The 23571-nt window shown below is 57.9% G+C and carries 19 protein-coding genes; 10 read left to right on the top strand and 9 right to left on the bottom strand.

Annotated features, from left to right (window positions below; genetic code table 11):
* Positions 1 to 141: 141 nt before the first annotated feature.
* The 6 genes from ACZ1JM_RS17930 to ACZ1JM_RS17905 all read right to left on the bottom strand — a co-directional run bounded on the left by ACZ1JM_RS17930 (position 142) and on the right by ACZ1JM_RS17905 (position 5346).
* The gene (locus ACZ1JM_RS17930) at positions 142 to 1038 is read right to left on the bottom strand and encodes a SphA family protein (protein WP_465133698.1); all 897 of its coding nucleotides are present in this window, start codon (positions 1036 to 1038) and stop codon (positions 142 to 144) included.
* A 48-nt stretch (positions 1039 to 1086) separates the two neighbouring features.
* On the bottom strand, positions 1087 to 1779 hold the full coding sequence (locus ACZ1JM_RS17925) for a fumarylacetoacetate hydrolase family protein (protein WP_465133697.1): 693 nt from the start codon (positions 1777 to 1779) through the stop codon (positions 1087 to 1089).
* Positions 1779 to 3125 (bottom strand): MFS transporter, encoded by a 1347-nt coding sequence (locus tag ACZ1JM_RS17920; protein WP_465133696.1) that lies wholly within the window; start codon positions 3123 to 3125, stop codon positions 1779 to 1781. The genes ACZ1JM_RS17925 and ACZ1JM_RS17920 overlap by 1 nt, the downstream gene beginning before the upstream one ends.
* Positions 3126 to 3217: 92 nt before the next feature.
* Positions 3218 to 3832, bottom strand: a complete 615-nt coding sequence (gene maiA, locus ACZ1JM_RS17915; RefSeq protein WP_465133695.1) for a maleylacetoacetate isomerase — start codon at positions 3830 to 3832, stop codon at positions 3218 to 3220.
* Positions 3833 to 3931: 99 nt separating this feature from the next.
* Positions 3932 to 4573, bottom strand: a complete 642-nt coding sequence (locus ACZ1JM_RS17910) for a cupin domain-containing protein (protein ID WP_465133694.1) — start codon at positions 4571 to 4573, stop codon at positions 3932 to 3934.
* Positions 4574 to 4608: 35 nt separating this feature from the next.
* Positions 4609 to 5346: a dienelactone hydrolase family protein gene (locus tag ACZ1JM_RS17905; protein WP_465133693.1), complete on the bottom strand. Its 738-nt coding sequence runs from the start codon at positions 5344 to 5346 to the stop codon at positions 4609 to 4611.
* A gap of 57 nt (positions 5347 to 5403) precedes the next feature.
* Between ACZ1JM_RS17905 and ACZ1JM_RS17900 the strand changes: the two genes are divergently transcribed.
* Positions 5404 to 6321, top strand: a complete 918-nt coding sequence (locus ACZ1JM_RS17900; RefSeq protein ID WP_465133692.1) for a LysR family transcriptional regulator — start codon at positions 5404 to 5406, stop codon at positions 6319 to 6321.
* A 973-nt stretch (positions 6322 to 7294) separates the two neighbouring features.
* Here ACZ1JM_RS17900 and ACZ1JM_RS17895 read toward each other — a convergent pair.
* Positions 7295 to 8140: an alpha/beta fold hydrolase gene (locus tag ACZ1JM_RS17895; RefSeq protein ID WP_465133691.1), complete on the bottom strand. Its 846-nt coding sequence runs from the start codon at positions 8138 to 8140 to the stop codon at positions 7295 to 7297.
* Positions 8141 to 8259: 119 nt separating this feature from the next.
* On the opposite strand from ACZ1JM_RS17895, the gene ACZ1JM_RS17890 reads away from it, so the two are divergent.
* A complete protein-coding gene (locus ACZ1JM_RS17890) occupies positions 8260 to 10779 on the top strand; it encodes a glycoside hydrolase family 2 protein (protein ID WP_465133690.1) in 2520 nt (839 codons plus the stop codon).
* A gap of 333 nt (positions 10780 to 11112) precedes the next feature.
* Here the strand turns inward: ACZ1JM_RS17890 and ACZ1JM_RS17885 are convergent, their stop codons facing one another.
* Positions 11113 to 11358, bottom strand: coding sequence for a hypothetical protein (locus ACZ1JM_RS17885; protein WP_465133689.1), 246 nt, complete (start codon positions 11356 to 11358; stop codon positions 11113 to 11115).
* Positions 11359 to 12025: 667 nt separating this feature from the next.
* Between ACZ1JM_RS17885 and ACZ1JM_RS17880 the strand changes: the two genes are divergently transcribed.
* The 8 genes from ACZ1JM_RS17880 to ACZ1JM_RS17845 all read left to right on the top strand — a co-directional run bounded on the left by ACZ1JM_RS17880 (position 12026) and on the right by ACZ1JM_RS17845 (position 22066).
* Complete coding sequence (locus ACZ1JM_RS17880; RefSeq protein WP_465133688.1) at positions 12026 to 12919, top strand: DUF1838 family protein; 894 nt, start codon at positions 12026 to 12028, stop codon at positions 12917 to 12919.
* A 189-nt stretch (positions 12920 to 13108) separates the two neighbouring features.
* Positions 13109 to 14608, top strand: coding sequence for a carboxylesterase/lipase family protein (locus ACZ1JM_RS17875; protein ID WP_465133687.1), 1500 nt, complete (start codon positions 13109 to 13111; stop codon positions 14606 to 14608).
* A 10-nt stretch (positions 14609 to 14618) separates the two neighbouring features.
* On the top strand, positions 14619 to 15380 hold the full coding sequence (locus ACZ1JM_RS17870; protein ID WP_465133686.1) for an SDR family NAD(P)-dependent oxidoreductase: 762 nt from the start codon (positions 14619 to 14621) through the stop codon (positions 15378 to 15380).
* Between the two features lie 149 nt (positions 15381 to 15529).
* Positions 15530 to 17668, top strand: a complete 2139-nt coding sequence (locus ACZ1JM_RS17865; protein WP_465133685.1) for a TonB-dependent receptor — start codon at positions 15530 to 15532, stop codon at positions 17666 to 17668.
* A gap of 8 nt (positions 17669 to 17676) precedes the next feature.
* Complete coding sequence (locus ACZ1JM_RS17860; protein ID WP_465133684.1) at positions 17677 to 19086, top strand: FAD-binding oxidoreductase; 1410 nt, start codon at positions 17677 to 17679, stop codon at positions 19084 to 19086.
* 158 nt (positions 19087 to 19244) lie between these two features.
* Positions 19245 to 20471 carry an MFS transporter gene (locus ACZ1JM_RS17855; protein ID WP_465133683.1) on the top strand — a complete coding sequence of 409 codons (1227 nt, stop codon included), beginning with the start codon at positions 19245 to 19247 and terminating at the stop codon, positions 20469 to 20471.
* A gap of 60 nt (positions 20472 to 20531) precedes the next feature.
* Positions 20532 to 21311: a helix-turn-helix domain-containing protein gene (locus tag ACZ1JM_RS17850; RefSeq protein ID WP_465133682.1), complete on the top strand. Its 780-nt coding sequence runs from the start codon at positions 20532 to 20534 to the stop codon at positions 21309 to 21311.
* Entirely contained in the window at positions 21308 to 22066 is a 759-nt protein-coding gene (locus tag ACZ1JM_RS17845; RefSeq protein ID WP_465133681.1) for a FadR/GntR family transcriptional regulator, read from the top strand. Before ACZ1JM_RS17850 ends, ACZ1JM_RS17845 begins: the two co-directional genes overlap by 4 nt.
* Here the strand turns inward: ACZ1JM_RS17845 and ACZ1JM_RS17840 are convergent.
* A complete protein-coding gene (locus tag ACZ1JM_RS17840) occupies positions 22059 to 23567 on the bottom strand; it encodes a PepSY domain-containing protein (protein WP_465133680.1) in 1509 nt (502 codons plus the stop codon). The genes ACZ1JM_RS17845 and ACZ1JM_RS17840 overlap by 8 nt on opposite strands.
* Positions 23568 to 23571: the final 4 nt, after the last annotated feature.

Below are 23571 nucleotides of genomic sequence, written 5' to 3'. Positions count from 1 at the left end.
ACATCAGTTATAACAGTCTTTGGTCTCATAGCTGGCTCGATAACAGATTTCATGTAGTAGCCGATAGCGGCTTCATGATCCAAGATGGGTATGCCTAACATGCCTTCACAGACGGCTAATCAATCGATCCAAGTACAACGATCAGAGAGGAATCTGCGTCTGAAGCCAGAAACGATCATTTTGCGCCCTGTTACGCGCCATGACCTCACCTTGATACTTGAAGCCGATTAAAGCTTTACCGACTTGGAACGTGATCATCGGCCCAACTGAGAACGCTTTGCCTTGGTTTCCGCCAGGCACGCGCATTCCCCTGATCTTGTCGTCTGTGATTTGGTCGAAGTAATAGCCCTGGATACCAAATCTCATTTTGCTTTTTGTCCGGTAAGCAATCAAATATTCGATCGCGGCTTCTTCACCAGATTGATACTGCGTCGCGTTGTTTTTGCTGGTAAATGCCGCATAGCCTTTAAGGCCAAGTTCGATCTTCGGCGTGGGAAGGTACGTTACACCTCCCTGAAGGCTGTAGGTCATGACATTGCGGCCGATGTTAGCTGGCGCGTTGCGGTCATAGCCGCCGGTCGGAAGGTAAATGTTCGGACCGATCCAGCCATGCAGCTTCGGGCTGTGCCATGACAGAAAAGCACCGCCGCTGATGTCACCGAGCTGATAAGCATGACGGCGTGCTGCTCCGGCGCGAAACCGGATATCTCCATGCGGGACGATCGTCTGGAACACGACCTGTCCGCCTGCGAGCTTCATGTCGGTGACGTAGATGAAACGCTCCGCATTCCCTATTACACGCAAATCGAAGTTGGTTACCGGGCGAGGCTCTCCGTCTGACCCGTTCGCCTGCCCGGCATGGTTCAGCAATGTGTAGTGTTGCCAATACAGCCCCGGCTTAGGTGGCAATATCCCGGGATTCACTGTCTCAGCGCCCAAAGGGTAGGCGTTGCCACCACCCTCCGAGGCGTTCGCCGCCTGAGCCAGGGAAAGAGCGCAGAACGACAACGCCCCCAGAGCGATCACAGCTTTTTTCATTATCCCCTCCACTATTAGTTTTCTATTTGAACCGCTTGGAATTTATGCTCAGGCGGTCGCAATCTTGAGTTCGACCGGCGGTAGGCCAGCGATCTCGCCGCGAAGCTTCTGTCCTGGATTCACGGCTCCGACGCCTTCCGGCGTGCCGGTGAATATGAGATCGCCTGCAGCGAGCTGATAGGATTTAGAAAGCTCGACGAGGATCTCGTCGACCGACCAGATCAGCTTGGCAATGTCGCTCTTTTGACGCGTGTGACCATCTACCTCGAGCGTAATCTCGCCCTCGGAAAAAACGGTTCCGTTCATTGGCACAATTGGACCAAGAATTGCTGATTCGGCGAAATTCTTGCCAAGATCCCAGGGGCGTCCGGTCTCTCTCGCCTCGAGTTGACGATCGCGACGGGTCATGTCGAGACCAGTGCAATAGCCAAAAATCGCTTCCCGGACGTCATCGACGGTGGCATTGAAGAGCGGTCCTGACAGCGCGACGACCAGCTCCATTTCATAATGGTAATTGGATGTGTTCGGGGGATAAGCGATCTCGGCGCCGCTTTCGACGACCGTCTCAGCGAATTTGGTAAAGAAGAAGGGCGGTTCGCGGTCGGGATCACGACCCATTTCGCGTGCATGCGCAGCATAGTTTCGTCCGACACAGAATATCCGACGAACGGGGAAGAGTTCGTCCGTACCGTCCACGCGCGCGGCTGCGATCGGCATAGGTTCATGGGTGTAGTTCGTCATCAGTGCGCTCCTGTGAATTGCACGGGTTGATGGTCGGCGGCACGCTGGCCGCTCTTAGAGAGGAGGATCATGCCCAGGAAGCAGATGACGACCGGCGCAGCAGCGACCAGGAACATCGTTCGCGTGTCAGCTCCGAGCCCGATCAGGTTGCCGCCGATGACTGGCCCAACGATTGACCCGATACGTCCAATTCCAAGTGCCCAGCCCACACCAGTTGATCGGATGCGGGTTTCGTAGAAGGTTGCGGCAAATGCGTTCATTCCAAGCTGTGCACCGACGACGCAGAAGCCAGCGGCAAAAACAAGAGCTAGCGCCAAGCGCATGTCATTGGTGGCAAAGCCAATCAGGCCTGTGAGCATGGCCCCGCAGATATAAGCTGTTTGCAGCGCTCGTCGGCCATGTCCGAGATCGAGGCTTCGGGCGATGGTAAGCCCACCGATCGCGCCGCCGAGATTGAACAGGACTGTGCCAAGGATGGCCTTTTCACGAGGCATGCCGGTCGCCGAAAGCACGACAGGCAGCCAATTGATAAGGAGGTACATTACAAGCAGGGTGCAAAAGCAGATGGCCCATAAGGTAAGCGTCGTGCGTGTCCGGCCTTGAGTGAAAAGCTCGGCTATAGAACCAGGCTTCGTGCCGTGGGGATCGCTACGCACCACGTGGATGTCGGCGGCGAGGTCGGGAGCGATTTGTCTGGCAATGGCATTGGCCTTGGCCTGTGACCGCTCTGCTCCAGCAAGGAAGCGCACCGATTCCGGCATCGCGATCATCACGATCGGGATGAGCAGAAGGGGCAATATCCCGCCGATCACGAAAAGGGATTGCCACCCAAATGCGGCAATGAGTTTCGCGGCGAATACGCCACCGACGACGGCGCCGATTGGAAAACCGATGAACATTCCGGTGATAAGGCGGGAGCGTAGCCGAGCAGGCGAATATTCGGCCGTCAGCGCAATGGTATTCGGCATCGCGCCACCCAGCCCCAGACCGACCAGAAATCGAGCGGCTACAAGTTGTGGAAGGGTCTGGGTAGCGGCTGTCGCGAGCGAGAACACGCCCATTACCAAAAGAGACAGTAGGATGACGCGCTTGCGACCGATCCGGTCGCCCAGCGCGCTCAACGTAAGCGCTGCGACGGTCAGACCTGCCAAGCCTGCTGCAAAGCCGGGACCAAAAGACGATATGGCGATCTTCCAGTCCGACGCGATCGCTGGCGCCGCGAACGCGATTGATTGGGTGTCGTAACCATCCAGCATGGCAACAACCGCGCACAGGCCGATCGCCCGCCACTGCAGCCCGCTCATACTCCGTTCGTCGATAAGCTTTGAAATATCTATGTTTGTCATTTCACCCCTCCGTGCACGCCATCGTCTGAGGACCGCTGTGCATGTTGAATTTCTCAGCGCCCTCCTGGCACACGTCCTCTTGATCAGATCGATTAGCGGGGGGGCGGCGCTGCGGCCTGGAAGGCTGGCAGCGCCGCCGCTCTGTCACCAATAGCAACCAGACGCGGATACGAAGTGAGATCGAGGTTGTACCGCCGCGCATTGAATATCTGCGGGACCAGAAAGACATCTGCTATGTTAGGCTTGTCGCCTCCAGCGAAGGTGCCATCCGGCAGCATTGCCTCTAGCGTGGCAAAGCCCACACCCACCCAATGGCGATACCAGTCATCCAGCCCATCCTGGGACATTCCTGCGCGCTCTTCGAGCTGCTTGAGCACTCGAAGATTGTTCAGCGGGTGAATGTCGCAGGCAATAACAAGCGCGAGTTCCATGGCTCGAACCCGATCCAGCCCGCTCTCGGGTATCAGTCGCGTCTCAGGATATTGCTGGTCAAGATACTCGATGATTGCGAGGCTCTGCGAGATGCGGACCCCGTTATCCTCAAGCGTAGGGACAAGCCCGGCTGGATTGATCGCCAGATACTCCCTAGAACGCTGCTCGCCCTCACGCAGCACGTATATCCGGCTTTCGTATTTCAGGCCTTTCAGGTTGAGCGCAATGCGCACCCTGTAGCTGGCGGAAGAATAAGCAAAGTCATGGAGTATCATGGGCACAGGGCTTTCGGCGGCGCAGCCGCTATGAAGATCGGGATGAGGGATCGCCGCCAGCTGACCGGCCGCCTGCGGCCGGTCACACCGCCGTGTTTATTAGTCGGAGTGGGGCAAGCTGCCCTCGACCATATGGAACGTACGTCCCACGGGCTCTTCCCAGATTAGGTTCCGCTCCATCGCTCGGGCTGGCATGTCCTGGATAACGTACTGGATCGCCGGCTCGTCGCCGTTGTTGTAGTGTTCATGGCTCGCCATTGGTGAGCAAGCGAACGTATCGCCACGCTCCCAAAGGAACTTGTGGCCGCCCACGATCGAGAAGCCCGATCCCTCGATGATATGATACAGCGCGTAGCTATTATGGCGGTGTGGGACGATATGTTCGCCTGGGTTGATGACTTGAATGCCCAGGAACAGCGATGGCAGGACGCCGCCCGCCTCGCCCGTGTCTTCGCTGACTAACGACAGGAACCGGCGATCGGCACGGCGAAGCGGATCCTTGCGCACCTCTTCCAACTTCGGCACGAGATCACGCCACCGCCACATCGCCGGGCGGAGGTTCTTCTTGACCAGAAACGGATAATATTCGTCGTCGGTCATCATTTTCGCCCACGGCGTCTGATCGGTCGGAATGATGTCCTGTCCGGGTTCATCGAGCGGCACACCGCTCTGTGCTGGATCGTGGGCAACAGCATCTATTGCGTCCCGATGGATGTCTTCTTTTGCTGGATTGTCGGTCAAAATTTCTCTCCTTCGACAATTTGTTGAGGTAGGTTTTAGCGACCAGGCAGGCCGCGCAAATGCCAGTTGAGGAACGCCAGTGACCGGGTCCATGCTAAGGCCGATGCGGCGGGCCGATAGACCACGGCCCGATGGTCTTCGTCGAAGGCGTGCGGCGCCCCGTGATAAAGGTAGAGTTCGTATGGGCGAGCAGCCTTCTGAAGGTTGCCCTCCAGCGTTGCGATATCTTCTGCGGACACCAGTCGATCGAACGTGCCGTAATGGGCGATCAGCGGACAGCCCAGGTCGCCTGCCCGGTCCAGCGGCGCGGCAGGCTTGTTGTCAGTGATGTCGTCGTAGCGCAGGCCACCATAGTAGACGACGGCTGCTTTCAGGCGCTTTTCTTCGGCACCCGCGAGGATGGCAAAGCTTCCGCCGATACACAGACCAACCGCACCAATGCGATCTGCATCCACGCGTGAATCCTGTGTCAGCAGGTCCAGCGCGGTCTTGATACCACCGACAACCGCAGTATCACTAAGGTTGGCTACAGCCACGCTAATCGCTTGCGGAGTGGAAGTGTCAGGTGCCCTTCCGTCGGCAGTGTAGTAGTCGAGAACAAAAGTCGCGTAGCCCGCTGATACTAAGCGGCCTGCGACCCGGTCGACATAATCATTCAACCCGCTGATTGCCGGCAGCAGGATTACCGCGGGAAATGGTCCACTACCCTCTGGATACTGGATGTTCATGCCCGGATCGATCGACGGGTGCTTTGCAAGTTTTGTTTTGGTCATTCACCATTACTAACGACGCACGACCTTTACAAAAAGATATCCGGAGGCATAAACAGTATGCCCATGGAGAATAATGATTTTGATCTGAATCTTTTGCGGATCTTTGCGATGATCTATCGTTTGAGATCCGTATCCAAAGCAGCGATCGCACTAGACGTCGCTCAACCGACCGTCAGCAAGGCGCTTCGAAGGATGCGCGACATACTTGGCGACCGACTGTTCGTTTCTGCCGGCGGTACGTTGGTTCCGACAGATGTCGCTTCTCGAATAGCTCCGTTTGTCGAGAATGGTCTCGGAAGCTTGGACGACGCCCTTTCGATCCCTCGCGGTTTCGATCCACTTCTCAGTACGCGAGCCTTCGACGTCGCCATGTCTGACATCGCGGAAGCAGTCATCCTTCCGCCTCTGCTCGAGCACTGCCGCGAGATCGCTCCAGACGTGTCCTTCCGTGTCCATCCTGTGCCCGACGTCGAACTATCGAAAGCTCTTCAATCGGGAAATCTCGATCTGGGAGTAGGGTTCGCCCCCGACGTTGCCAAAACTGTCATTCAACAGAAGCTATTCGAATGCCGATACGTTTGTATCTCGCGAAGCACGGACCAAATTGATGCCGCTAGGTTCGTCAGTAGCCGCCACGCTGTTGCGCACGCAAATGGTTCGGGACATGACGTGGTGCTTGACATGATCGAACGGACAGCCGGTGATCGTGCAATAGGCGCCTTGGTGCCAGGATTCTTGCCCCTGGCATTCGTCGTTGCAAAAAGCGACATGCTTGCGACTGTGCCAGACGTGCTGGCGCATATCATGAGAAGTGTTGCTGGATTGACGATCCATCCGCATCCGATCGCATTACCCACGATCACAGTGCGTCAGTTCTGGCACGCGCGCTCGAATGATGACGATGGGCACAAATGGCTGCGACACACGCTTGCCTACATCATACAGCGAACCGCCGATTTGCGGCCACTTCTCTAGCGAACGCGAAACCGTTACACCAGTACCTTGTATCATCTTGCAATATGGCCAGCCTGTAAGCCAGCGCTTCAGAATGTTCTTTGTGGCCAACGACAACGCCTAGATCAGCCACATCGGACTTGCTTACATTGGGGATCGGGCCATTATCGATCATGTTCGCTATCGATCGCCGTGATACGCCTGCTGCCACCCCAGTAGTTATGTCTAAACTTATGGCAGAGGAAATAATTTGCACAATTGTGCCGCTACAACAATGATTTTTGCATCCCGGAGTCTCCCACAGCGGCCGCATTTCAGTGGTCGCTTATGAATGCGTACAAATGACGAAAACTCACAGGTTAATAAGGCTTTTCGTCGTTTTTGCATTTTCCGAAGCTGCCGTTGAGCCGACGCTGAATCTATGATGAATGTTATTAGTTCATCAACCCACTACCCACTGCCCTAGGCTAAGAACGGTTCAAAGTCTCTGCTACACCCGCATCCGTCGCGAAATCACTAGCAGCGTCAGCCTGCCAACCGATCGGCACAGAAGCTGAACGGGCGGGTCGTACTGGTAGGCCGGTATCCAAGCCATGACGCGATTGTGCCGGTGCAGGTGGATCCTGCCAAATGAGTAGTTCACGGTTCCGCTGGGTCATTCTCAGTCACTTTCGATTCGCCTCAGTAGGACGCGATTTGGAAAAACACCCGGACAAAACAAATTGGGGTTTTTCAGCGACATGCTGGGTGGAGGATTCAAGCGAGAATCCGATTCTGGCGTGTTATGACTGGTTTTTGCAGAAACAATGAGATGGCCTAGGCTAAGACTGGCTGCTTCTAAGATTCGTAATCACTGATGTGGGCATCATGATAGTCAACCGGCTGGCCACGGGATCGATTTTTATCTAAAATCATGATGTTGGACCTGTTTGTGAACTCTCCAGGTCACGTTTGGGTCAGATTTCCTATTCGACAATCGCGTCCTAAATCCTTGCTAGGTCGGCGGACGGGATCGTTCTTGCTCCGTGACGCGTACCCCACCGTCTATTGCATCAACGCGCGCGACGAATTCCAGATACGCTTTGGTCGATGCCTCGTTAGCTGCAATCAGATAGTTGTGGCCAGCGCCTTTGAACTCGACATATTCGCTGCCCGGGATCATCTCATGTGAGCGACGGCCCTGCTCGACCGGGACTGCATCATCTTCATCCCCATGCAGGATAAGCACCGGCATCGTCAGTCGCTCGACCGCACGCTGCTTCGTCGTAGAATAGTTGGCAATCGCCTTTGACTGCGCACGAACACCACGCATCGTGAAGCGATCGTTGGTGAGCAGTTCAATGTCGCGCAACGCTACCTCGCGCGGGACTGTTGGACCATATTTGTCCGGTGAGGAGCCGCGCTTCATAAGCCACTTCGCGACGAAGAGCGGCATACGGTAAACCAGCGAACCCGCGCCGCTGCGTTTGGTCTTCTCGGTCTTGATCATCGTACAGCCAAGCGTCGCGGAGAGGGTATGTTCGGGATAGGCCATCGCAAACTCGGCTGCGATGCCGCCACCCATGGAAACACCATAGACATGTGCCTTTTGTACGCCCGCCGCCTTCATGACCGCCAACGCGTCAGCGGCATACTGTTCAATCGTGGTCGGCGAGGTGGTATCGCTGAGCCCTGTACCGCGGTTGTCGAACCATATTGCACGATGGTTACGGGTTAGCGCAGGCAGCAGCGGATACCAGAGCGCCGAACTGTAAACGTGCCCCATGATCAGTAACACCGGTGAGCCTTCACCCTTTGAGTCCCAATGCAGATTTGCGCCGTCATGTCTTACCGTCGGCATGTTATGTCCTCTCCAGCCGTTCGAACTCGCCCATTGCGGCGAGACCAATCAGTCCTAATTTGTACATCTTGATTTATTAGTAAATGAAATTATTGGGGTGTCCATAGCGGTAGTCAAATATGCCGCCTGACTGGAGAGGCAGCATGTCGCGGGCAACCAACGAAAGCATGATCGGTACTTGGCGCGCACGCGATTTCGATCCTGGCAAGGGGCTGGGTGAAAATGCCATTGCGGGCAGTGGCGATGGATGGATCGACGTGTCCGCGCCTGGCGATATCTACCTGGCACTGATCAAAGCCGGTCGGCTGGCACATCCCTATCGAGAGCGGAACGAAGCCGCCGCTGCTTGGGTCCGCCACCGTGAGTGGTGGTGGCACAGCACGGTCACCGTGCCCGCTCTTCCTCCTGGCGAGCACATAGAGCTGGTGCTTGATGGCCTCGACACCTTTGCCGACATCTATCTCGACGGTATGCTGATAGGCAGCGCCGACAATATGTTCCGCAGCTGGCGGTTCGAGCTGCCATCCACTACAGCCGGCTCGCACGACCTCGCCATCTGCTTTCACCCCAGCTTTGATAAGGTCGCCGACCAACCTCTGCCGTTATTCAAAGCGTTCACTAGTCGTGTCAGCTATTCACGCCGCACGCTGATACGCAAGGCACAGTTCGCATGGGGTTGGGATTGGGGTCCCGACTTGCCTACCGTCGGCATTTGGGGGCCAGTGTCGATCCAGCGAGGCTGTGACTCCAAGATCCGCTCAGTCAACTTCACTACCCGCGAGATCGTCGGTTCAACAGCATCTGTCGAAGTGGACGTCGACCTGGCGGGTGATGGGGTTGGCGATATTAAAGTCGAATTGCTGTGTCCAGCAGGCAAGCTCGTAGCAAATGGCTTCAGACAGGGACCTGGAAAGATTGACCTGACTGTGCCGAACGCGCAGCTATGGTGGACCGCCGATCTCGGCGATCAGCCGCTTTATACGCTGGTGACGCGCGCAACCGGCGCTGCGGAACACCGTCAACAAGTCGGCATTCGCACGGTGCTCATAGATCAATCGCCAGACCCGGATGAGCCCGGCACCACCTTCTTCCGCTTCGTAATCAACGACGTTCCGATATTCGCCAAAGGCGCGAACTGGGTCCCGGCCAGCTCGTTCGTCGGCGAGATCGAGTCAGAGCGCTACCGCGACCTGCTCACCCGTGCGGTCGAAGCCAATATGAACATGATGCGCGTCTGGGGTGGCGGCATCTATGGATCAGACATCTTCTACGACGAATGCGATCGGCTGGGCCTGTTGGTTTGGCAAGACTTCATGTTTGCCTGCGCGCCCTACCCAGAAACAGGGGCATTTCTGGAGAATGTCCGTGCCGAGGCCATCGACCAGATCAAGCGACTGCGCCATCGCGCATGCCTTGCGATCTGGTGCGGCAACAACGAGAATCAATCGATCCAGCATTTCGTGGATCACGTCAACGGCACGACGGAACCGATCGTCGGCCTGCCGATCTACGATGATGTGCTGCCAGAGTTGCTCGGGACGCTCGATCCCCACCGTCCGTATTGGCCCAGCAGCCCATGGGGCGGACCATCGCCAAACAGCATGCGTGGCGGCGATTCACACAATTGGACCGTATGGCATGGCACCCCGCACGTTCCCGACGCCGATGTGGTTGGCGAGTTCGAAACTTCGCCAGAGGGCGTCGCCTACACTCGCTACCAAGAGGACATGGCCCGGTTCGTCAGTGAGTTCGGGCTTCAGGGAGCACCGGATATTGGTACGCTCAGGCGCTGGATGGCGCCCGAGGACCTGAAACTGGGCAGCGAGGGCTTTTTAGATAGAACTAAGGACACGGTGGATAAGGCCGCTCCCATGATGCTGCCAATCACGGGGGCACCGCAGACGATCGAGCAGTTTGTCGACTTCTCCATGCTCTCACAGGCCGAGGGACTTAAGTTCGGTATCGAACATTACCGCCGCCGCAAGCCGCATTGCTCTGGCGCTCTCATCTGGCAGCACAATGATTGCTGGCCGGGTATCAGTTGGAGCCTGATCGATTACGACGGTGTTGCCAAAGCGAGCTGGTATGCCACGAAGCGCGCCTTTGCGCCCGTTCTCGCCTCATTTCGTCAGGCCGGTGACGAGGTTGAGTTGTGGATCACCAACGACACGCTCTCCGCTGTTGGTGGTAATGCGGACGTTACCCTGGCCAAGCTGGAGAACGGGCATGACTGGCAGGTGAAGGTCCTCTTTGACGTCCCACCTAACAGTAGCGATTGCGTTTGGCGTGCCCCCCTATTCGCCGCAACGGACCGGATCCTCACCGTTCGCAGCACAGCGGGCCTATTTCCTGCTAACCGACTGCTGCTGGCTGCGGTGAAGGAGTTGGCGCTCAATCCGGAACCGGGCCTGAGAGTGGAGCATGCCATCATGGAGAACGGCTTTCGCCTGACGATCGCCGCCGATAGCTACGCCCTTGCCGTGCGTATCCGGTCTGACGATCCTCATCTCCGTTTTGACGACAACCATTTCGATCTGGCCGCCGGGGAGCGCACGCAGGTGTTCGTAACCCGTCATGATGGGACGCCGATCGACATGGCTATTTTAGAGGTCACATGCTTCAATGAAAAAATGCAGTAACTGATGGTACCGTATGGCCATAGCCCAATAATCTAGACGCGGACCGCTGCAGATCCAAGATCTTGCCGCTTTGTGTCAGGGGAAATAGGCTTCTCTCTCCAGCATTCAAATCCACTGCGAATTTTAAGCTGACTGGTGATGAGACCAAAGCTCAAGCCTACAATAACAGGCGTTTGGTGACATGCCACGGGTGTCGATTGCTGACGGTATCCTTTTTGCTCTAAGGCGTTTCAGCCGCTGGTGTCACCACCGCGCTGGCCGAAAGTGGACGCTGCGAGGGTCCGCCTGGCGATGCAATAACAATGCACAACATGCCGCTCCACTGCATGCTGGTCAGCCGCTCGGCCAATAGAAGATAGACGACGCCGGGCTGCTGATCAGAGCAAATGACCCGCATGGCAAGCGCCGCATTGCTTTTATTTCGAGCGAATATGGCAACGCGCTGGACAGAAGCGCCACAATAATCATGCCGCCGACAATATTCGCCGCGAGCAGCGATGAGCCAGCTTGAACGATGCCTCCAGGCCAAAAACCAAGCGTCGCAATCAATAGGCCCCAAGCTGCCGCATCGCCACCCACTTACTGCCGCGACGCGCTTCCCCGAAACGATGTAGAGCGCCCAGCAGGCACTGGAAGCAATCATTGTTTCAATTAATATATCAAAATTATTTTTGATCAGTTATCGTTTACCAAATGATATACGTTGAACCGGATAATGGTTGAGGCGATCTTTTTCTCACGTTGTGACCAGCTTCAGCATATCTCGAGTTATAGTTTCGGAGACGTCAGTCTGGACGTCGGTCACCAACGTACCGATGAAGCGCAGCGAATTGTGCGATCTTGCACTCGCCCTCTTTCGTAGTGCTGTTGAAATTGGTACAAGAAATCCGGTGTGGGGCGGCTAGTGTCCTTGGCCGGGCTTGATCATGAGCTGTGCTCGGCGGCATCGTCAGAATGGAACGCTTAGTAGTTCTCGGTAGGCGAACTGGCGCCGCCCGCGCAAAAGCCGGTCGCATACTTTGCATAGACCTGCAGGTCCGGCGTCGCATCATACGCGAGGGTGCCCGTCGGTTGGAGCGGTTCCAGGTCTTGTCGAGGGGGCGTATCCTGCTGCTCTATGACTTCATTGCATGAGCGCTGTCGTCCCGTTCCGAGATAAAGTCGCCGAACAGCGGACAATCGCACACAGGCGATAGCGATTTACTATCGTTGGTTGACACTGCGCCCTCAATGAAGAGGGGACGTTATGACGAGCATGTTCGATGAGATCCGTCCGGCACGGCGCGATGCCCTGAAGCTAGGATTGGGGATCGCTGCCTCGGCGGCGGTATTTCCCTCGACGTCAATTCGGGCCGCCACAAGACCGCTCGACCCTGCGAACTCGGCAGACGCCCGCTTGATCTATCGCAAACTCCGCTATCGCACCGACGACGGGCTGATTTTCTCGTGGATCAAAGGCCCTTATATGGCGGCGACAGGGGGCAATCTCATTCCCATGTATGCGCTTAACCTGGGGTCCATCCAGCGAGTGACGCAAAACGCCGATGGCGGGTTCGATCTCATCGACTTGGAAGTGAGTTTTCGCGTCGATGTGGAAACTGGCGAGCGATTGAAGACACTACGCAACCCTGTAACCGGCGAAACCGTGAAAGTCGGTGGCCGCGGGCCTATTCCCACCCACCTCAAAGTGTCTGCTGACAACGAGTTCGTCATTCCCGAAGTCCCGGGTCAGCCGAAATACGATCATCAGCATGTGCCGGTCAGCTTCTTCCCGCTCGGCCGTTCGGAACTGGCCATGCGCGACCGTTCCCATGCACGCGTCACAGCACCCGATGGTTCGGTATCTTTTCTAAACGAAGTCAGCACGATTTCCGGCGCCCGAGATCTTGTGCTCGACCCGAAAACTAAGACGATCAATTCACGCGTTCAGTCCAACGACGTACGGAGTTGGCCGGCGTGGCTTAAAATGGACGACCGCCCCGGATCGCTCGCCCTGTTCGGAAATGGAGGGAAGGTAAGCCGCTTCGCCGACCTTCCCGATGACTGGCATGCAATGCTGAAAGTGCACTACCCCCAGATCGCAGCCGATCCGATCGGTGTCCTCGATGGGAAAATCAAGATCGAAGCATCGACCTGGTGAAGTGAACGAGCGGGTCGCGAAAGGCCCGCCCCAACTTCAAACCGTGCAACGATCCACGGCGTCACCCTCACTGGATCGCTCGCAAAATGTGCCAACGGGCAACCAATTAGCCCCGCTCAGCACAGCCAAAAACCAAACACCAATCCCACCTCGCGGGCTATGCTGGTAGCAGCCAACGGAGTCATGGGAATGGATGAAGTGATCGTACAGACCACCGCAGGGAAGGTCCGCGGATCTGTCGAGGGGGCGATCGCCCGGTTCTTGGGCGTGCCTTATGCTGCCCCGCCTTCGAACGGGCGGCGGTTTGCCAATCCTCAAACGCCGGTTCAATGGGCGGGTGTACGCGATGCTTTGACCCCAGGTCCCAACGCGCCGCAACGAGTTAAGGCGATCCCCGGCCTGGACGTGATGCCCTTGGTTGGCAAGGGGTGGGAACCAGGCGAAGACTATCTGACGCTCAACATCTGGTCGCCTGCGGAGCCGGGTGCAGCGCTGCCCGTGATGGTGTTCATCCATGGCGGCGGGTTCGTGATCGGCAGCAAGGATGCGCCGGTGCAGGACGGTACCGGCTTTGCGCGAGATGGCGTGCTATGCGTGGCCATCAACTATCGCATGGGGGTCGATGGTTTCTTGCCGATCCCGGGCATCCCGACCAACCTGGGGCTGCGGGATATGATTGCGGCGCTGGAGTGGATTAAGGGTAACATTGCGGCTTTTGGCGGTGACGCAGCGAATGTGACGGTCTTTGGGGAATCGGCGGGTGCAATGGCAATCGCCAATCTCATCGCATCACCGCTGGCCAAAGGGCTGTTCAAGCGTGCTATCGTGCAAAGCGGCCATGGCGCCATGACACGTGACATCGGCGTAGCGCAGAAACTGGTGCGCAAACTGGCGAAAATCCTGAACATCTCCGCCGACGAGGCTGGCTTCAGGAGTGTGGAAGCGGGTGACCGTTTGCTAGATGCAGTAGAGAAGGTCAGCCTGCCCACGACCCGTCTCGATCTGCGTGACGCCGATGGGTACGAGCCTGTTTTCGGCATCAGCAGGTTCGTACCGGTCCACGGCGATGATGTTCTGCCGATGAAGCCTTTGGATGCGTTGAAGGCGGGAGCGGGATCGGATGTCGATCTGTTGATCGGGACCAACGCGCAGGAGATGAATCTCTACTTCGTTCCGACCGGGGTGCGCGAGAAGATCGGCCGACTGCTGGCGACGTATATCTTTCACCGAAATCACCCCAAGGCTCGCAAGCTGCTCAAGGCGTATGGCATGGGCCGAAAGGGCGTGAAGCCTGGCCACGCGTTTACCGATGCAGCGCACGACCTCGTGTTCCGTTGGCCCGCGCGCCGGTTCGCGGAAGAACATCGTGGCCGCACGCATATGTACGAATTCGATTGGCAGTCGCCATTGTTCGGGACGCCTGCATCGGACGGGCTGGGTGCGGCGCATGCGATGGAAGCGCCATTTGTATTCGACACACTAGCAACGACCACTGGGCCTGATGGACTTTGTGGTGAGGCGCCTCCCCAGGAATTGGCGGCGCGAATCCACAGGATCTGGGTCAACTTTGCACGCGACGGCACCCTGTCCTGGCCTGAATTCACTAGGGGCGACCGACAGGTCTATCAATTGGAACGTGGTGAAGCGATCGAAGAAGCGCCCTTCCCCATCGCCCCGTTTCTCCCCTGAAGGACATGCCATGTATCTTGAACGACTGAAGTTGCACGGCCGCCAGGCGCTGGTTACCGGCGGAGCGAGTGGCATCGGCTTGGCTTGTGTGGAAGCGATGGCTGAATTGGGTGCTGCGGTCACTATCGCCGATCTCAACGACAGCGTGATCCAAGCTGCACAGGCGACGATGGCGGCCAAGGGTCACGCCTGTAAAGGGGTCGTCATGGACGTCACCAATTCGGCCCGGGTAACCGAAGTCGCGGATGAGCTTGGCGCCATCGATATCCTCGTCAACAATGCCGGAATCGCGCGCAGCGAAACTGCTGCGGAGACGGTAGCCGACGAGCATTGGCTCAACGTCATCGACGTCAACCTAAACGGCACATTCTGGTGCGCACGTGCCTTCGGCGGACACATGCTCCAGGCTGGTCGCGGCAGCATCGTCAACGTCGGATCGATGAGCGGTTTCATCGTGAACCGTCCGCAGGGGCAAAGCTACTACAACGCTTCCAAGGCCGCGGTGCATCAACTTACCCGCAGCCTTGGGGCCGAATGGGCCGACCGGGGCGTGCGAGTAAATGCTGTCGCCCCCACCTACATCCGAACTCCGCTGAATGAGTTCGCGGACAAGCAGGGTGAGATGTACCACAGGTGGATTGATTCGACGCCTATGGCGCGTCTTGGCGAAGCTGAGGAAGTCGCGTCGGTCGTTGCATTCCTGGCATCCGACGCCGCCAGCTTGATGACGGGAAGCATCGTCCTAGCCGATGGCGGCTATACCTGCTGGTGATCTGGCGACTGCCCCGATAAATCAAAGGTTCGCCCCGAACGGCATACTCGACGGACTCTGCCCCACCTTTCAGATAGGTTAGACCTATCTTACAGGTAATAAGCCGAATCACCCCGCGAAGGATTGGGTGGCGGCCTCGGGAGAGAACAATGAAAAAGTTTTGGCTTCTCGCTAGTGTATCGTTCGCCGCAGCCGGTTCCGTGCCAGCACTGGCTCAAGACACAGCACCAGTCGACACCGTTGCCGCTGATCCCGAAATCGTCGTCACCGCTCGCAAGCGTGCGGAAACTCTGCTTGATGTGCCGGTCGCCGTTACAGCGGTGAGCGGGGACGCGTTGGCTCGTCGCAACATCAATTCCGTCCGCGAGGCCGCAGTCCTCACGCCGGGCCTCAACATCAGCAGCGACGGCGCTGGCCGAGCTTTCGTTTCAATCCGCGGCGTAGGCGTGACGCTGGTGCAGTCCGTGCAGCCGGGCGTGGGTTTGTTCGTGGACGGTATTTATCGTCCCAACACCGCCTACCTCAACAACCCACTGCTCGATGTCGAGCGCATCGAGGTTCTGCGCGGACCGCAAGGAACGCTTTATGGCAAGAACACCCTGGGTGGCGCGATCAACGTCATCACCCGCCAGCCGGGTAACGAGTTCGAGGCGCGTGGTCAGGCAAGCTATGCAGGGCCAGACAATGCCTGGTTGGTGTCAGGTTCGGTCTCTGCTCCCATCGTGCAGGACAAGCTGGCGATCCGGGTTGGTGCATCGCATCGCCAGCAGGAAGGCTTCCTCAACAACACGAATATTGGCGGCAAAGCCAATCGCCTGAACACTGATTCGATCAGCACGACGATCAGGGCCACCCCGACCGAGAACCTGACTATTGTAGTGAATGGTTACTATGACTGGGTGAAGGGCGTGAACGTTCCATACGCTCGCGTAGCCGGACCGACCGACTATTCGCGCAACAACCAGTTCGACACGCTCGGTACCACCACGTATAAGTATCGCGGCGTAAATGCTCGTATCGAAACGCCGATCGACTCCATAAATACCAAAGTCTCGCTTCTGGCCGCGTATGACCTGCGGAACACCAGTTCGCCGGACACGGATGGCGATTTCGGACCCAGCAACCCGGCGCTTCCCATTCCCGCAGTGCGCCAAAGCGGCACCGACAACCTGCGCACCAAAACCGTAGAACTTCGCTTCGATACCGAGCTGAGCGACCAGTTGTCCACCTTGGTGGGCCTGTTCTACAGCCGCGAAACGACCCGAGCCAATCAGCTGACGAACATTGCCATTCCACTGATCGGCCTTAGCATCAACAACCGTGCGCAAAACAGCACCAAGGCAGACACCTATGCCGTGTTCGGCACCGCGTTCTGGAAACCGAATGCAGACTGGGAAGTCGCACTGGGCATGCGGTACGACCATGAGGATCGATCATCGTCCGGTTCCGTCAATGGCGGAGCGACCACCACAGTCGGCCTAAAATCCAACCAGGTCGAACCACGTCTCTCGGTGACCCGGCACTGGAACAAAGAGCTGATGACGTACGCATCGGTAGCGCGCGGCTATCGTGGGGGTGGCTTTAATGCCGTCACCGCACCGATCCGAAAGTACAAAGGTGACTCCGCTTGGACCTATGAATTAGGGACCAAGTTCTCGTCACTCGATCGGCGGGTGACCGTCGCGGGCGCGCTGTTCTATAATGACTATAGAGATTACATCGGGCTAAACTCGATTGCTCCCGCCTCTACGGGAGGTCTTGTGACAGTTGACCTCAATTCGGGCGACGTAGAAAGCTACGGTGCCGAACTGGAAGTCACTTTCAAGCCAGTTGAGCAATGGACATTGTCGGGCGGCGCCACGTACATGCACGCGCGCTTTACAAATACCGCCCCCTATACCGCAGTGACAGGTCGCCAGCTCGCCACTGATAGACTGACCTTCCAGCCGGACTGGATGTTCAATGTGTCGAGCGACTACGTCGTGCCATTCGGCGAAGATAGCCTGACCTTCAGCGCGAGCGTCAACGGCAAGGGCAGCCGCGCTGCAGCCAGCCTCAACGAGACCACGCCCACCATCCTCAAAAGTTACGTGCTGGCCAACGGATCCATCACGTATCGCACCGGCGGGATCGAACTCGCGATCTTCGGCAATAACCTGTTCAATAAAAAGTACTTCGACAGCTACATCGAAAAGACGACACTCGTCCTTGCGGGACTGCCGGCGTCGGACCTCGGCATCATCGGTGACTTGCGCCGCTATGGCGTCCGCGCCAGCTTCCGTTTCTGAGGGTCATCATGTCAGCACACTACACACCTCAAACGCGCATTCCGCTGCCTGACGATTTCCTGGCCGCTCTGCATGAGCTGTTCGGTGAACGCCTGCAAATGGCAGAGGCAATTCGCCTGCAGCACGGCAGCAGCGAAACGCACTTCACACCAAGCCTACCTGACGCGGTAGTATATCCGCGATCGACCGAAGAAGTGGTCGATCTCGTGAAGTTGTGCGCGAAAGCGAAAATACCGGTCATCCCGTTTGGCGCTGGAACGTCGATAGAAGGCAACACCATCCCTATCCGTGGGGGCGTCACCATCGACCTCAGCGAAATGAACGCAATTTTAGAGGTGAATGCCGAAGACTTTGACTGCACGGTTCAGGCAGGTGTGCGGCGGGAACAACTGAACGAGCATTTGCGCGACGTTGGTTTGTTTTTTCCCATCGACCCTGGCGCCAATGCGACCATCGGGGGAATGGCAGCAACCCGCGCCTCTGGCACCAATGCCGTCCGCTACGGTACGATGCGCGAAGCCGTGCTATCGCTTCGAGTGGTTACTCCCGACGGTCGTGACATTCGTACGAGCCGCCGGGCGAGGAAGTCGGCAGCTGGTTATGATCTGACCCGCCTGATGATCGGCAGCGAAGGCACCCTGGGAATCATCACCGAAGTGACGCTGCGGCTTCATGGCATTCCTGAGGCGATCTCTGCAGCTGTATGCAGCTTTGAGACACTATCAGGTGCGGTCGATACTGTGGTCCAGTCGATCCAGATCGGCGTGCCACTGGCACGGGTGGAAATCCTTGATGACATGCAGATGCGCGCAGTCAATCGATGGGCGAAGCTCGATTATCCGGAACTGACGACGCTGTTCTTCGAATTCCATGGCTCACCGACGTATGTCGAAGAACAGGTTCGGACAGTGGAAGAAATCGCCGGAATGAACGGTGGCGGTGAGTTCCTTTGGTCGAACAGACCCGAAGAACGCACAAAACTTTGGAAGGCCCGTCACGAGGCGTACTACGCCGCCGTCAATCTGAGGCCCGGTGCGATTGGCTGGGCGACCGACGTGTGCGTCCCCATCAGCCGCTTGGCTGAATGTATTACGGAAACGAAGCTCGATCTTGAGAAGTCCAGTGTACCGGGGACTATCCTCGGCCATGTGGGCGATGGAAATTTCCATGTCGTCTTTTCCATTGATCCGAATGCCCCCGCCGAAATGGTCGAAGTTGAAGCGATCAACGATCGTCTTGTGCGTCGCGCCTTGGCAATGGATGGAACGTGTACCGGCGAACACGGCATCGGGTTGGGTAAGCAGGACTGGTTGGTCGAAGAACTTGGCGCGGCGGTGGAAATGATGCGCCTCATCAAAAAGGCGATTGATCCCGACGATCTGTTCAATCCAGGCAAGATTTTCGCGCTCACGGCCTGATCTTCGCTTCAAAACCCAATCCAGAAGGCGGACCGGCATGATGGCCGGAAGGCTCCTGCGCGTGCCCTGAAAGGTCCAAGCCGATGGCGACGATTGCCGCTCCTGCCTCCTCTGTTTTCCGCCACAGGCTTGCGCCGCTAGTCATTCTTGCGATCGCCATGGCATCGGGTTTCACCATGATGGGCTCGTTCAGCATGGTGCAGGAAGGCGCGAAGGCAGAAATGCACCTCAGTGACCACACCCTCGGGTTGGTTCAGGGCGTTGCCACTGCGGTTCCGCTGGTCCTGTTTTCGATCCCGATCGGCATTCTCGTCGATCGCACCAGCAGAGTGCGGTTGCTGATCGCTCTGAGCCTGATCTGGACGGCGGGGACTCTGTTGACGGCGTTCGCGCAATCCGTGCCGATCCTGTTCGCAGCACGAATGATGGCGGGCATCGGCACGACCGGCGCCCTCACCGCCGCTCTGTCGCTGACGGCTGACCTGTGCATCCCGGAGCAGCGCGGTCGGGCGATGCTGATCGTCACTGTCGGAAAATGCCTTGGACAAGCTGGAGCCTTCGCCTTGGCGGGCGGATTGCTCGGGCTGCTTATTCACCTGTCACTGCCAGGGTTGGGAGCGCTGGCGCCGTGGCGCGGCGTGCATCTGCTGCTTGCGCTCATCAGCCTCTGTCTCACGCTACCACTTGTCACGCTGCGCGAACCGTCCCGAAAGGAAGTTGTCGCCAGCACCCACGCCCCCTTCCGCGTGGTCGTTGGTGAGCTTTGGGCACGCCGTGCGTTTCTTTTTCCCTTGTTCATCGGCCAGGTCAGTGTGGTCATGGCCGATGCTGCCGCAAGCATTTGGGCATCGCCCGTGTTGTCGCGCAGCTATGGCGTGCCCCCAGAGGATTTCGCAGGATGGATGGGAGCATTGATCTTCGCGACCGGGCTTGCGGGCTCCATCATGGGCGGGTTCGCTGCCGATCTTGGTCAACGTAGCGGACGACGCGGCGGTCTGCTGTTAGGAGCGATCGTCGCAGCATCGGTCGGTGTGCCCGCCGCATTGTTCCCGGTCGCTCCAAGCGTGCCGTTGTTTGGGGCCGCGATCGGCCTGTTGATGTTTTGCGGCACCATCACGGGCCTGGTGACGTCGGTGGCGCTAACGGTTTTGATACCCAACGAATTGCGAGGGTTGTGCATAGGCGCCTTCATCGCGCTTGCGGGATTGGTCGGCTTCGGCGTTGCCCCGTCTTTGGTCGCCTTGGCCAGTGATCTCTTGGGAGGAGAGGCACACCTTGGCCAAGGACTGGCGATCGTCGGCGTGATCGTAAGCCTCATCTCAGTCGCCGCGTTCGTCCAGGCAATGCGCCATGCCCCCTTCTCCGCCACTCTCGAACCTATCTGATACCTCTTGTAAAAAGCTATCAGATAGGTTATTGGAGAGGGACAGGTTTTAGGGGGCGTCATGCAAGGCCAAATAGCTGCAATCCAGGTCTCTCCGGAAATGCTGAGCCTGGTCGGTCCAGGCCGAGTGGGTGCCGTCACAGCGCCCCCAAGCGCCGTCGCGTTCATCCTTACCTTCGGCGGCCCAGGCGTGGCAGCAACTGTGCAGTACCTGGCAAATCCCACCAGTTCCGCGCTCGATGCCGACACCAGCACGCGCCTCATTCTGCTGGTTTCGCGCGATGCATGCGAGCGGATCGCCGGTGGCCCCGTGATGTTGACGGATGAAGGACTGCATCACCTCCCCGCTGAGCTGCGCGCCATTGCAATTGCCATCAGGGACTGTGACTTGCCGGACGCCGCGCGGACGCCCTATCGGCTGGCCAAGAGTATTGAGCTGCTTTGCGATCTCCTGCTGGCCCAGCGTGGGAACATCCTAATCCCGGTAAGTCCGGAGGGCATACTGTCACGCGCGGACACGCAGCGGCTGATGGCAGCTCGGCAGGTAATAGATGAACGATGGGCTGAAAAGCTAACCCTTGACGGAATAGCCCGGGCTTCGGGTCTCAATCGGCGCAAGCTCACTCGCGGCTTTCGGGAGATGTTCAACTGTACTGTGGCAGATGCCATATCCAGTCAAAGGCTGCGGGAAGCCGGCCAGATGCTCCTGGCGACCGACCTGCCGATATCATCGATAGGTTATCGCTGTGGATACCTGAACAATGCAAGCTTCACCCGGGCTTTCGCTCGGCATTTCGGTGAAGCGCCTACGCAATATCGAGCGAGAAAGGTGGCTGCATGAGCACGCGCCTGTTGGAGCATGGCGGATCGCTGGTCGATCAAGCCGTCCAAGCCATCCGTGGTCATATCCGTGACCATGATTTGAAAGTCGGTGACAGTCTTCCAGGGGAAGGTCATTTTGCGAGCCAACTGGGCGTCAGCCGCGCCGTGATGCGCGAAGCGTTCGGCGCACTGGCCGCCTTGCGGTTACTGGATGTCGGTAACGGCCGCAGAGCCCGGGTGGGGGCGATCGATGGCTCGGTTATCGGCACTTCCCTTGAGCACGCGGTTGCCACCTCACAGGTCAGTGTCGCAGATGTCTGGGACGTGCGACGAACGCTGGAGGTCCGCATTGCCGCCTTGGCAGCAGCACGGCGCACCGACGCACAGGCGCAGCAGATTCTCGCACTCGCGGAAGCGATGGCGAAGGCGAAGGCGGAAGGAGACATGCACAGCGTTACAGCGCACGATACAGAGTTTCATCAGGTGATCGCGGCATCGACCGGGAACATGCTGTTCGCTCAGATTGTCCGTTCCTTCGGCCCGCAGATGGAGATCGCCGTGCCTAAGGCGTGGGAAACCCGTCAGACGGTTGAAGAAAAGATGGCCATCCTTTCGCTCCACCGTCGCATCGCGCACGCCATAGCCGAGTGTGATCCGATCGCTGCATCGACTGCGATGGAGGAGCATTTCGATGCATCGATTGGTGACAAACTCGGCAGCTACCCTTCGAGCAGTTCGGATAGCCTGTCGTTCAACCAAATCGGTATTAGCTGATTTGATGGGTGGGTGATCGGGATCCGCCCCGCAGAATGCGTGCGCGGGTCCATCTAACCAATCGTACCCATCCAATAACAATACCCGAAACAGACATCACGACTCCCAGTCCAGACAATAGCCACATCAAAGGATCGCGCAGGAAACGGTTGGCGAGCAGGAATGGCAAATCGAAGTCGTGGAGAGCGTTGAAAAGCCATCGATAGCCTCGACCGCTTGCATTCTGTTGGCTCAGCAGCTTGCCGCTATGTGGGTCGATGGTGGCCCATGTCTGTTGCGAGTCACCGAAGATAACGCGGATCACCGGCAAGATCTTCGTTTGCCCATGGGAGTACCAATAGAGATCGGGTTCTCGCAGCGTTATGATCTGACGAATTGCAATACCGGGCATCGTACGCCGCGCATTCGCGACGAGTTCCTGCGTGGTGAACTGCAGTATCCTGCCGTCGGGTTGACCGACTGTGGATCGTCCCTCCCCTTCCACAAGTGTCACAACGGCACGCCCGCCGATCCAGGAAAATTTCGCCTCCCTTGCTCGCGGGGCGATCGCGGCCAAGGCGTTTTTGTCTATCGCCGGAAAGTCTGCTCCAGCATGCGCGACGTAGAGAGCAACCGCATCAGACCGCCCTTCACGCACGAACAAGTCGAACGGATTGACCGACAGCCAGCCGCTGAACATCCATGTGATGGCGAACAGACCCCCGACCAGTCCCGTCAGATGATGCCATTTCATCCAGCCAACATACGGTGTGACGGCGCCGCTCTTGTATCGCTTTCGCATCCTCAGACGCAAAATGCCTATCCATAAGCCGCTGATGCTCACGATGAGGGCTGCGCCCGAGGTCCACATGACGACTTGTCGCCAGATCGAGCCATCACGCCTGATCGCGGTCAGGTAGAGCCAGTGCGGCACTGCGCCAGCCCAATTCCATGCGCGCTCGTGGGCGGTAGTGATCTGTACCGGCTCGGCAGTGGTGAAGGACACATAGATCTGCGTGCCCTCCCCATCAGCAAGCGAAACTTTCCATAACGGGCGAGCCCACTTGAAGCCCTGCGCTACTGTCCACTGATCGTCGTGGATCCGCTCTACAGCCCTTATCGCCCCCGAATGCGAGAACCGACGCGCCACTGCGGCAGCGGACGCAGCGTCAGCAGCAACCAACGCGCGGCCGTCGACGGCAGACAGCGCCAGTCGGCCTGCTTTGGTTTTGATGTGCCAAACCGGCTCACCAGCAGCCATGTCCAGCCGCAGGTCATCAGGGAATTCCGATAACTTGGCGCGGCGCAGCGCCTCATCAGACCCTATCCGTATCCGGCTCCAATCAATTGGCGTCAGCCTGCTCAATCGCTCAGCATCCGTCAGCGATGGATAAGGCACGTACATCATGACCAGCCCGGACACGAACCAAAGCAGGATCAACACGCAGGCTGCGATGCCCAGCCAGCGGTGGACCCAATAGAGCCACCGCAAGCCAGCCTTGATGAAAGCCGGGCGGGCCATCGGA

It is taken from the genome of Novosphingobium sp. BL-S-24, from assembly GCF_055521575.1.
The sequence above is the reverse complement of the archived record's forward strand: the minus strand, read 5'-3'. Positions and strand labels throughout refer to the sequence as shown.

What these genes read in the sequence shown, in the direction of transcription:
- ACZ1JM_RS17840 (WP_465133680.1), bottom strand. Translation starts at nt 23,567, where the DNA reads ATGGCCCGCCCGGCTTTCATCAAGGCTGGCTTGCGGTGGCTCTATTGG.
- ACZ1JM_RS17850 (WP_465133682.1), top strand. Translation starts at nt 20,532, where the DNA reads ATGCAAGGCCAAATAGCTGCAATCCAGGTCTCTCCGGAAATGCTGAGC.
- ACZ1JM_RS17875 (WP_465133687.1), top strand. Translation starts at nt 13,109, where the DNA reads ATGGATGAAGTGATCGTACAGACCACCGCAGGGAAGGTCCGCGGATCT.
- ACZ1JM_RS17925 (WP_465133697.1), bottom strand. Translation starts at nt 1,779, where the DNA reads ATGACGAACTACACCCATGAACCTATGCCGATCGCAGCCGCGCGCGTG.
- ACZ1JM_RS17855 (WP_465133683.1), top strand. Translation starts at nt 19,245, where the DNA reads ATGGCATCGGGTTTCACCATGATGGGCTCGTTCAGCATGGTGCAGGAA.
- ACZ1JM_RS17895 (WP_465133691.1), bottom strand. Translation starts at nt 8,140, where the DNA reads ATGCCGACGGTAAGACATGACGGCGCAAATCTGCATTGGGACTCAAAG.
- ACZ1JM_RS17860 (WP_465133684.1), top strand. Translation starts at nt 17,677, where the DNA reads ATGTCAGCACACTACACACCTCAAACGCGCATTCCGCTGCCTGACGAT.
- ACZ1JM_RS17880 (WP_465133688.1), top strand. Translation starts at nt 12,026, where the DNA reads ATGACGAGCATGTTCGATGAGATCCGTCCGGCACGGCGCGATGCCCTG.
- ACZ1JM_RS17920 (WP_465133696.1), bottom strand. Translation starts at nt 3,125, where the DNA reads ATGACAAACATAGATATTTCAAAGCTTATCGACGAACGGAGTATGAGC.
- ACZ1JM_RS17930 (WP_465133698.1), bottom strand. Translation starts at nt 1,038, where the DNA reads ATGAAAAAAGCTGTGATCGCTCTGGGGGCGTTGTCGTTCTGCGCTCTT.
- ACZ1JM_RS17845 (WP_465133681.1), top strand. Translation starts at nt 21,308, where the DNA reads ATGAGCACGCGCCTGTTGGAGCATGGCGGATCGCTGGTCGATCAAGCC.
- maiA (WP_465133695.1), bottom strand. Translation starts at nt 3,832, where the DNA reads ATGATACTCCATGACTTTGCTTATTCTTCCGCCAGCTACAGGGTGCGC.
- ACZ1JM_RS17905 (WP_465133693.1), bottom strand. Translation starts at nt 5,346, where the DNA reads ATGACCAAAACAAAACTTGCAAAGCACCCGTCGATCGATCCGGGCATG.
- ACZ1JM_RS17900 (WP_465133692.1), top strand. Translation starts at nt 5,404, where the DNA reads ATGCCCATGGAGAATAATGATTTTGATCTGAATCTTTTGCGGATCTTT.
- ACZ1JM_RS17870 (WP_465133686.1), top strand. Translation starts at nt 14,619, where the DNA reads ATGTATCTTGAACGACTGAAGTTGCACGGCCGCCAGGCGCTGGTTACC.
- ACZ1JM_RS17865 (WP_465133685.1), top strand. Translation starts at nt 15,530, where the DNA reads ATGAAAAAGTTTTGGCTTCTCGCTAGTGTATCGTTCGCCGCAGCCGGT.
- ACZ1JM_RS17890 (WP_465133690.1), top strand. Translation starts at nt 8,260, where the DNA reads ATGCCGCCTGACTGGAGAGGCAGCATGTCGCGGGCAACCAACGAAAGC.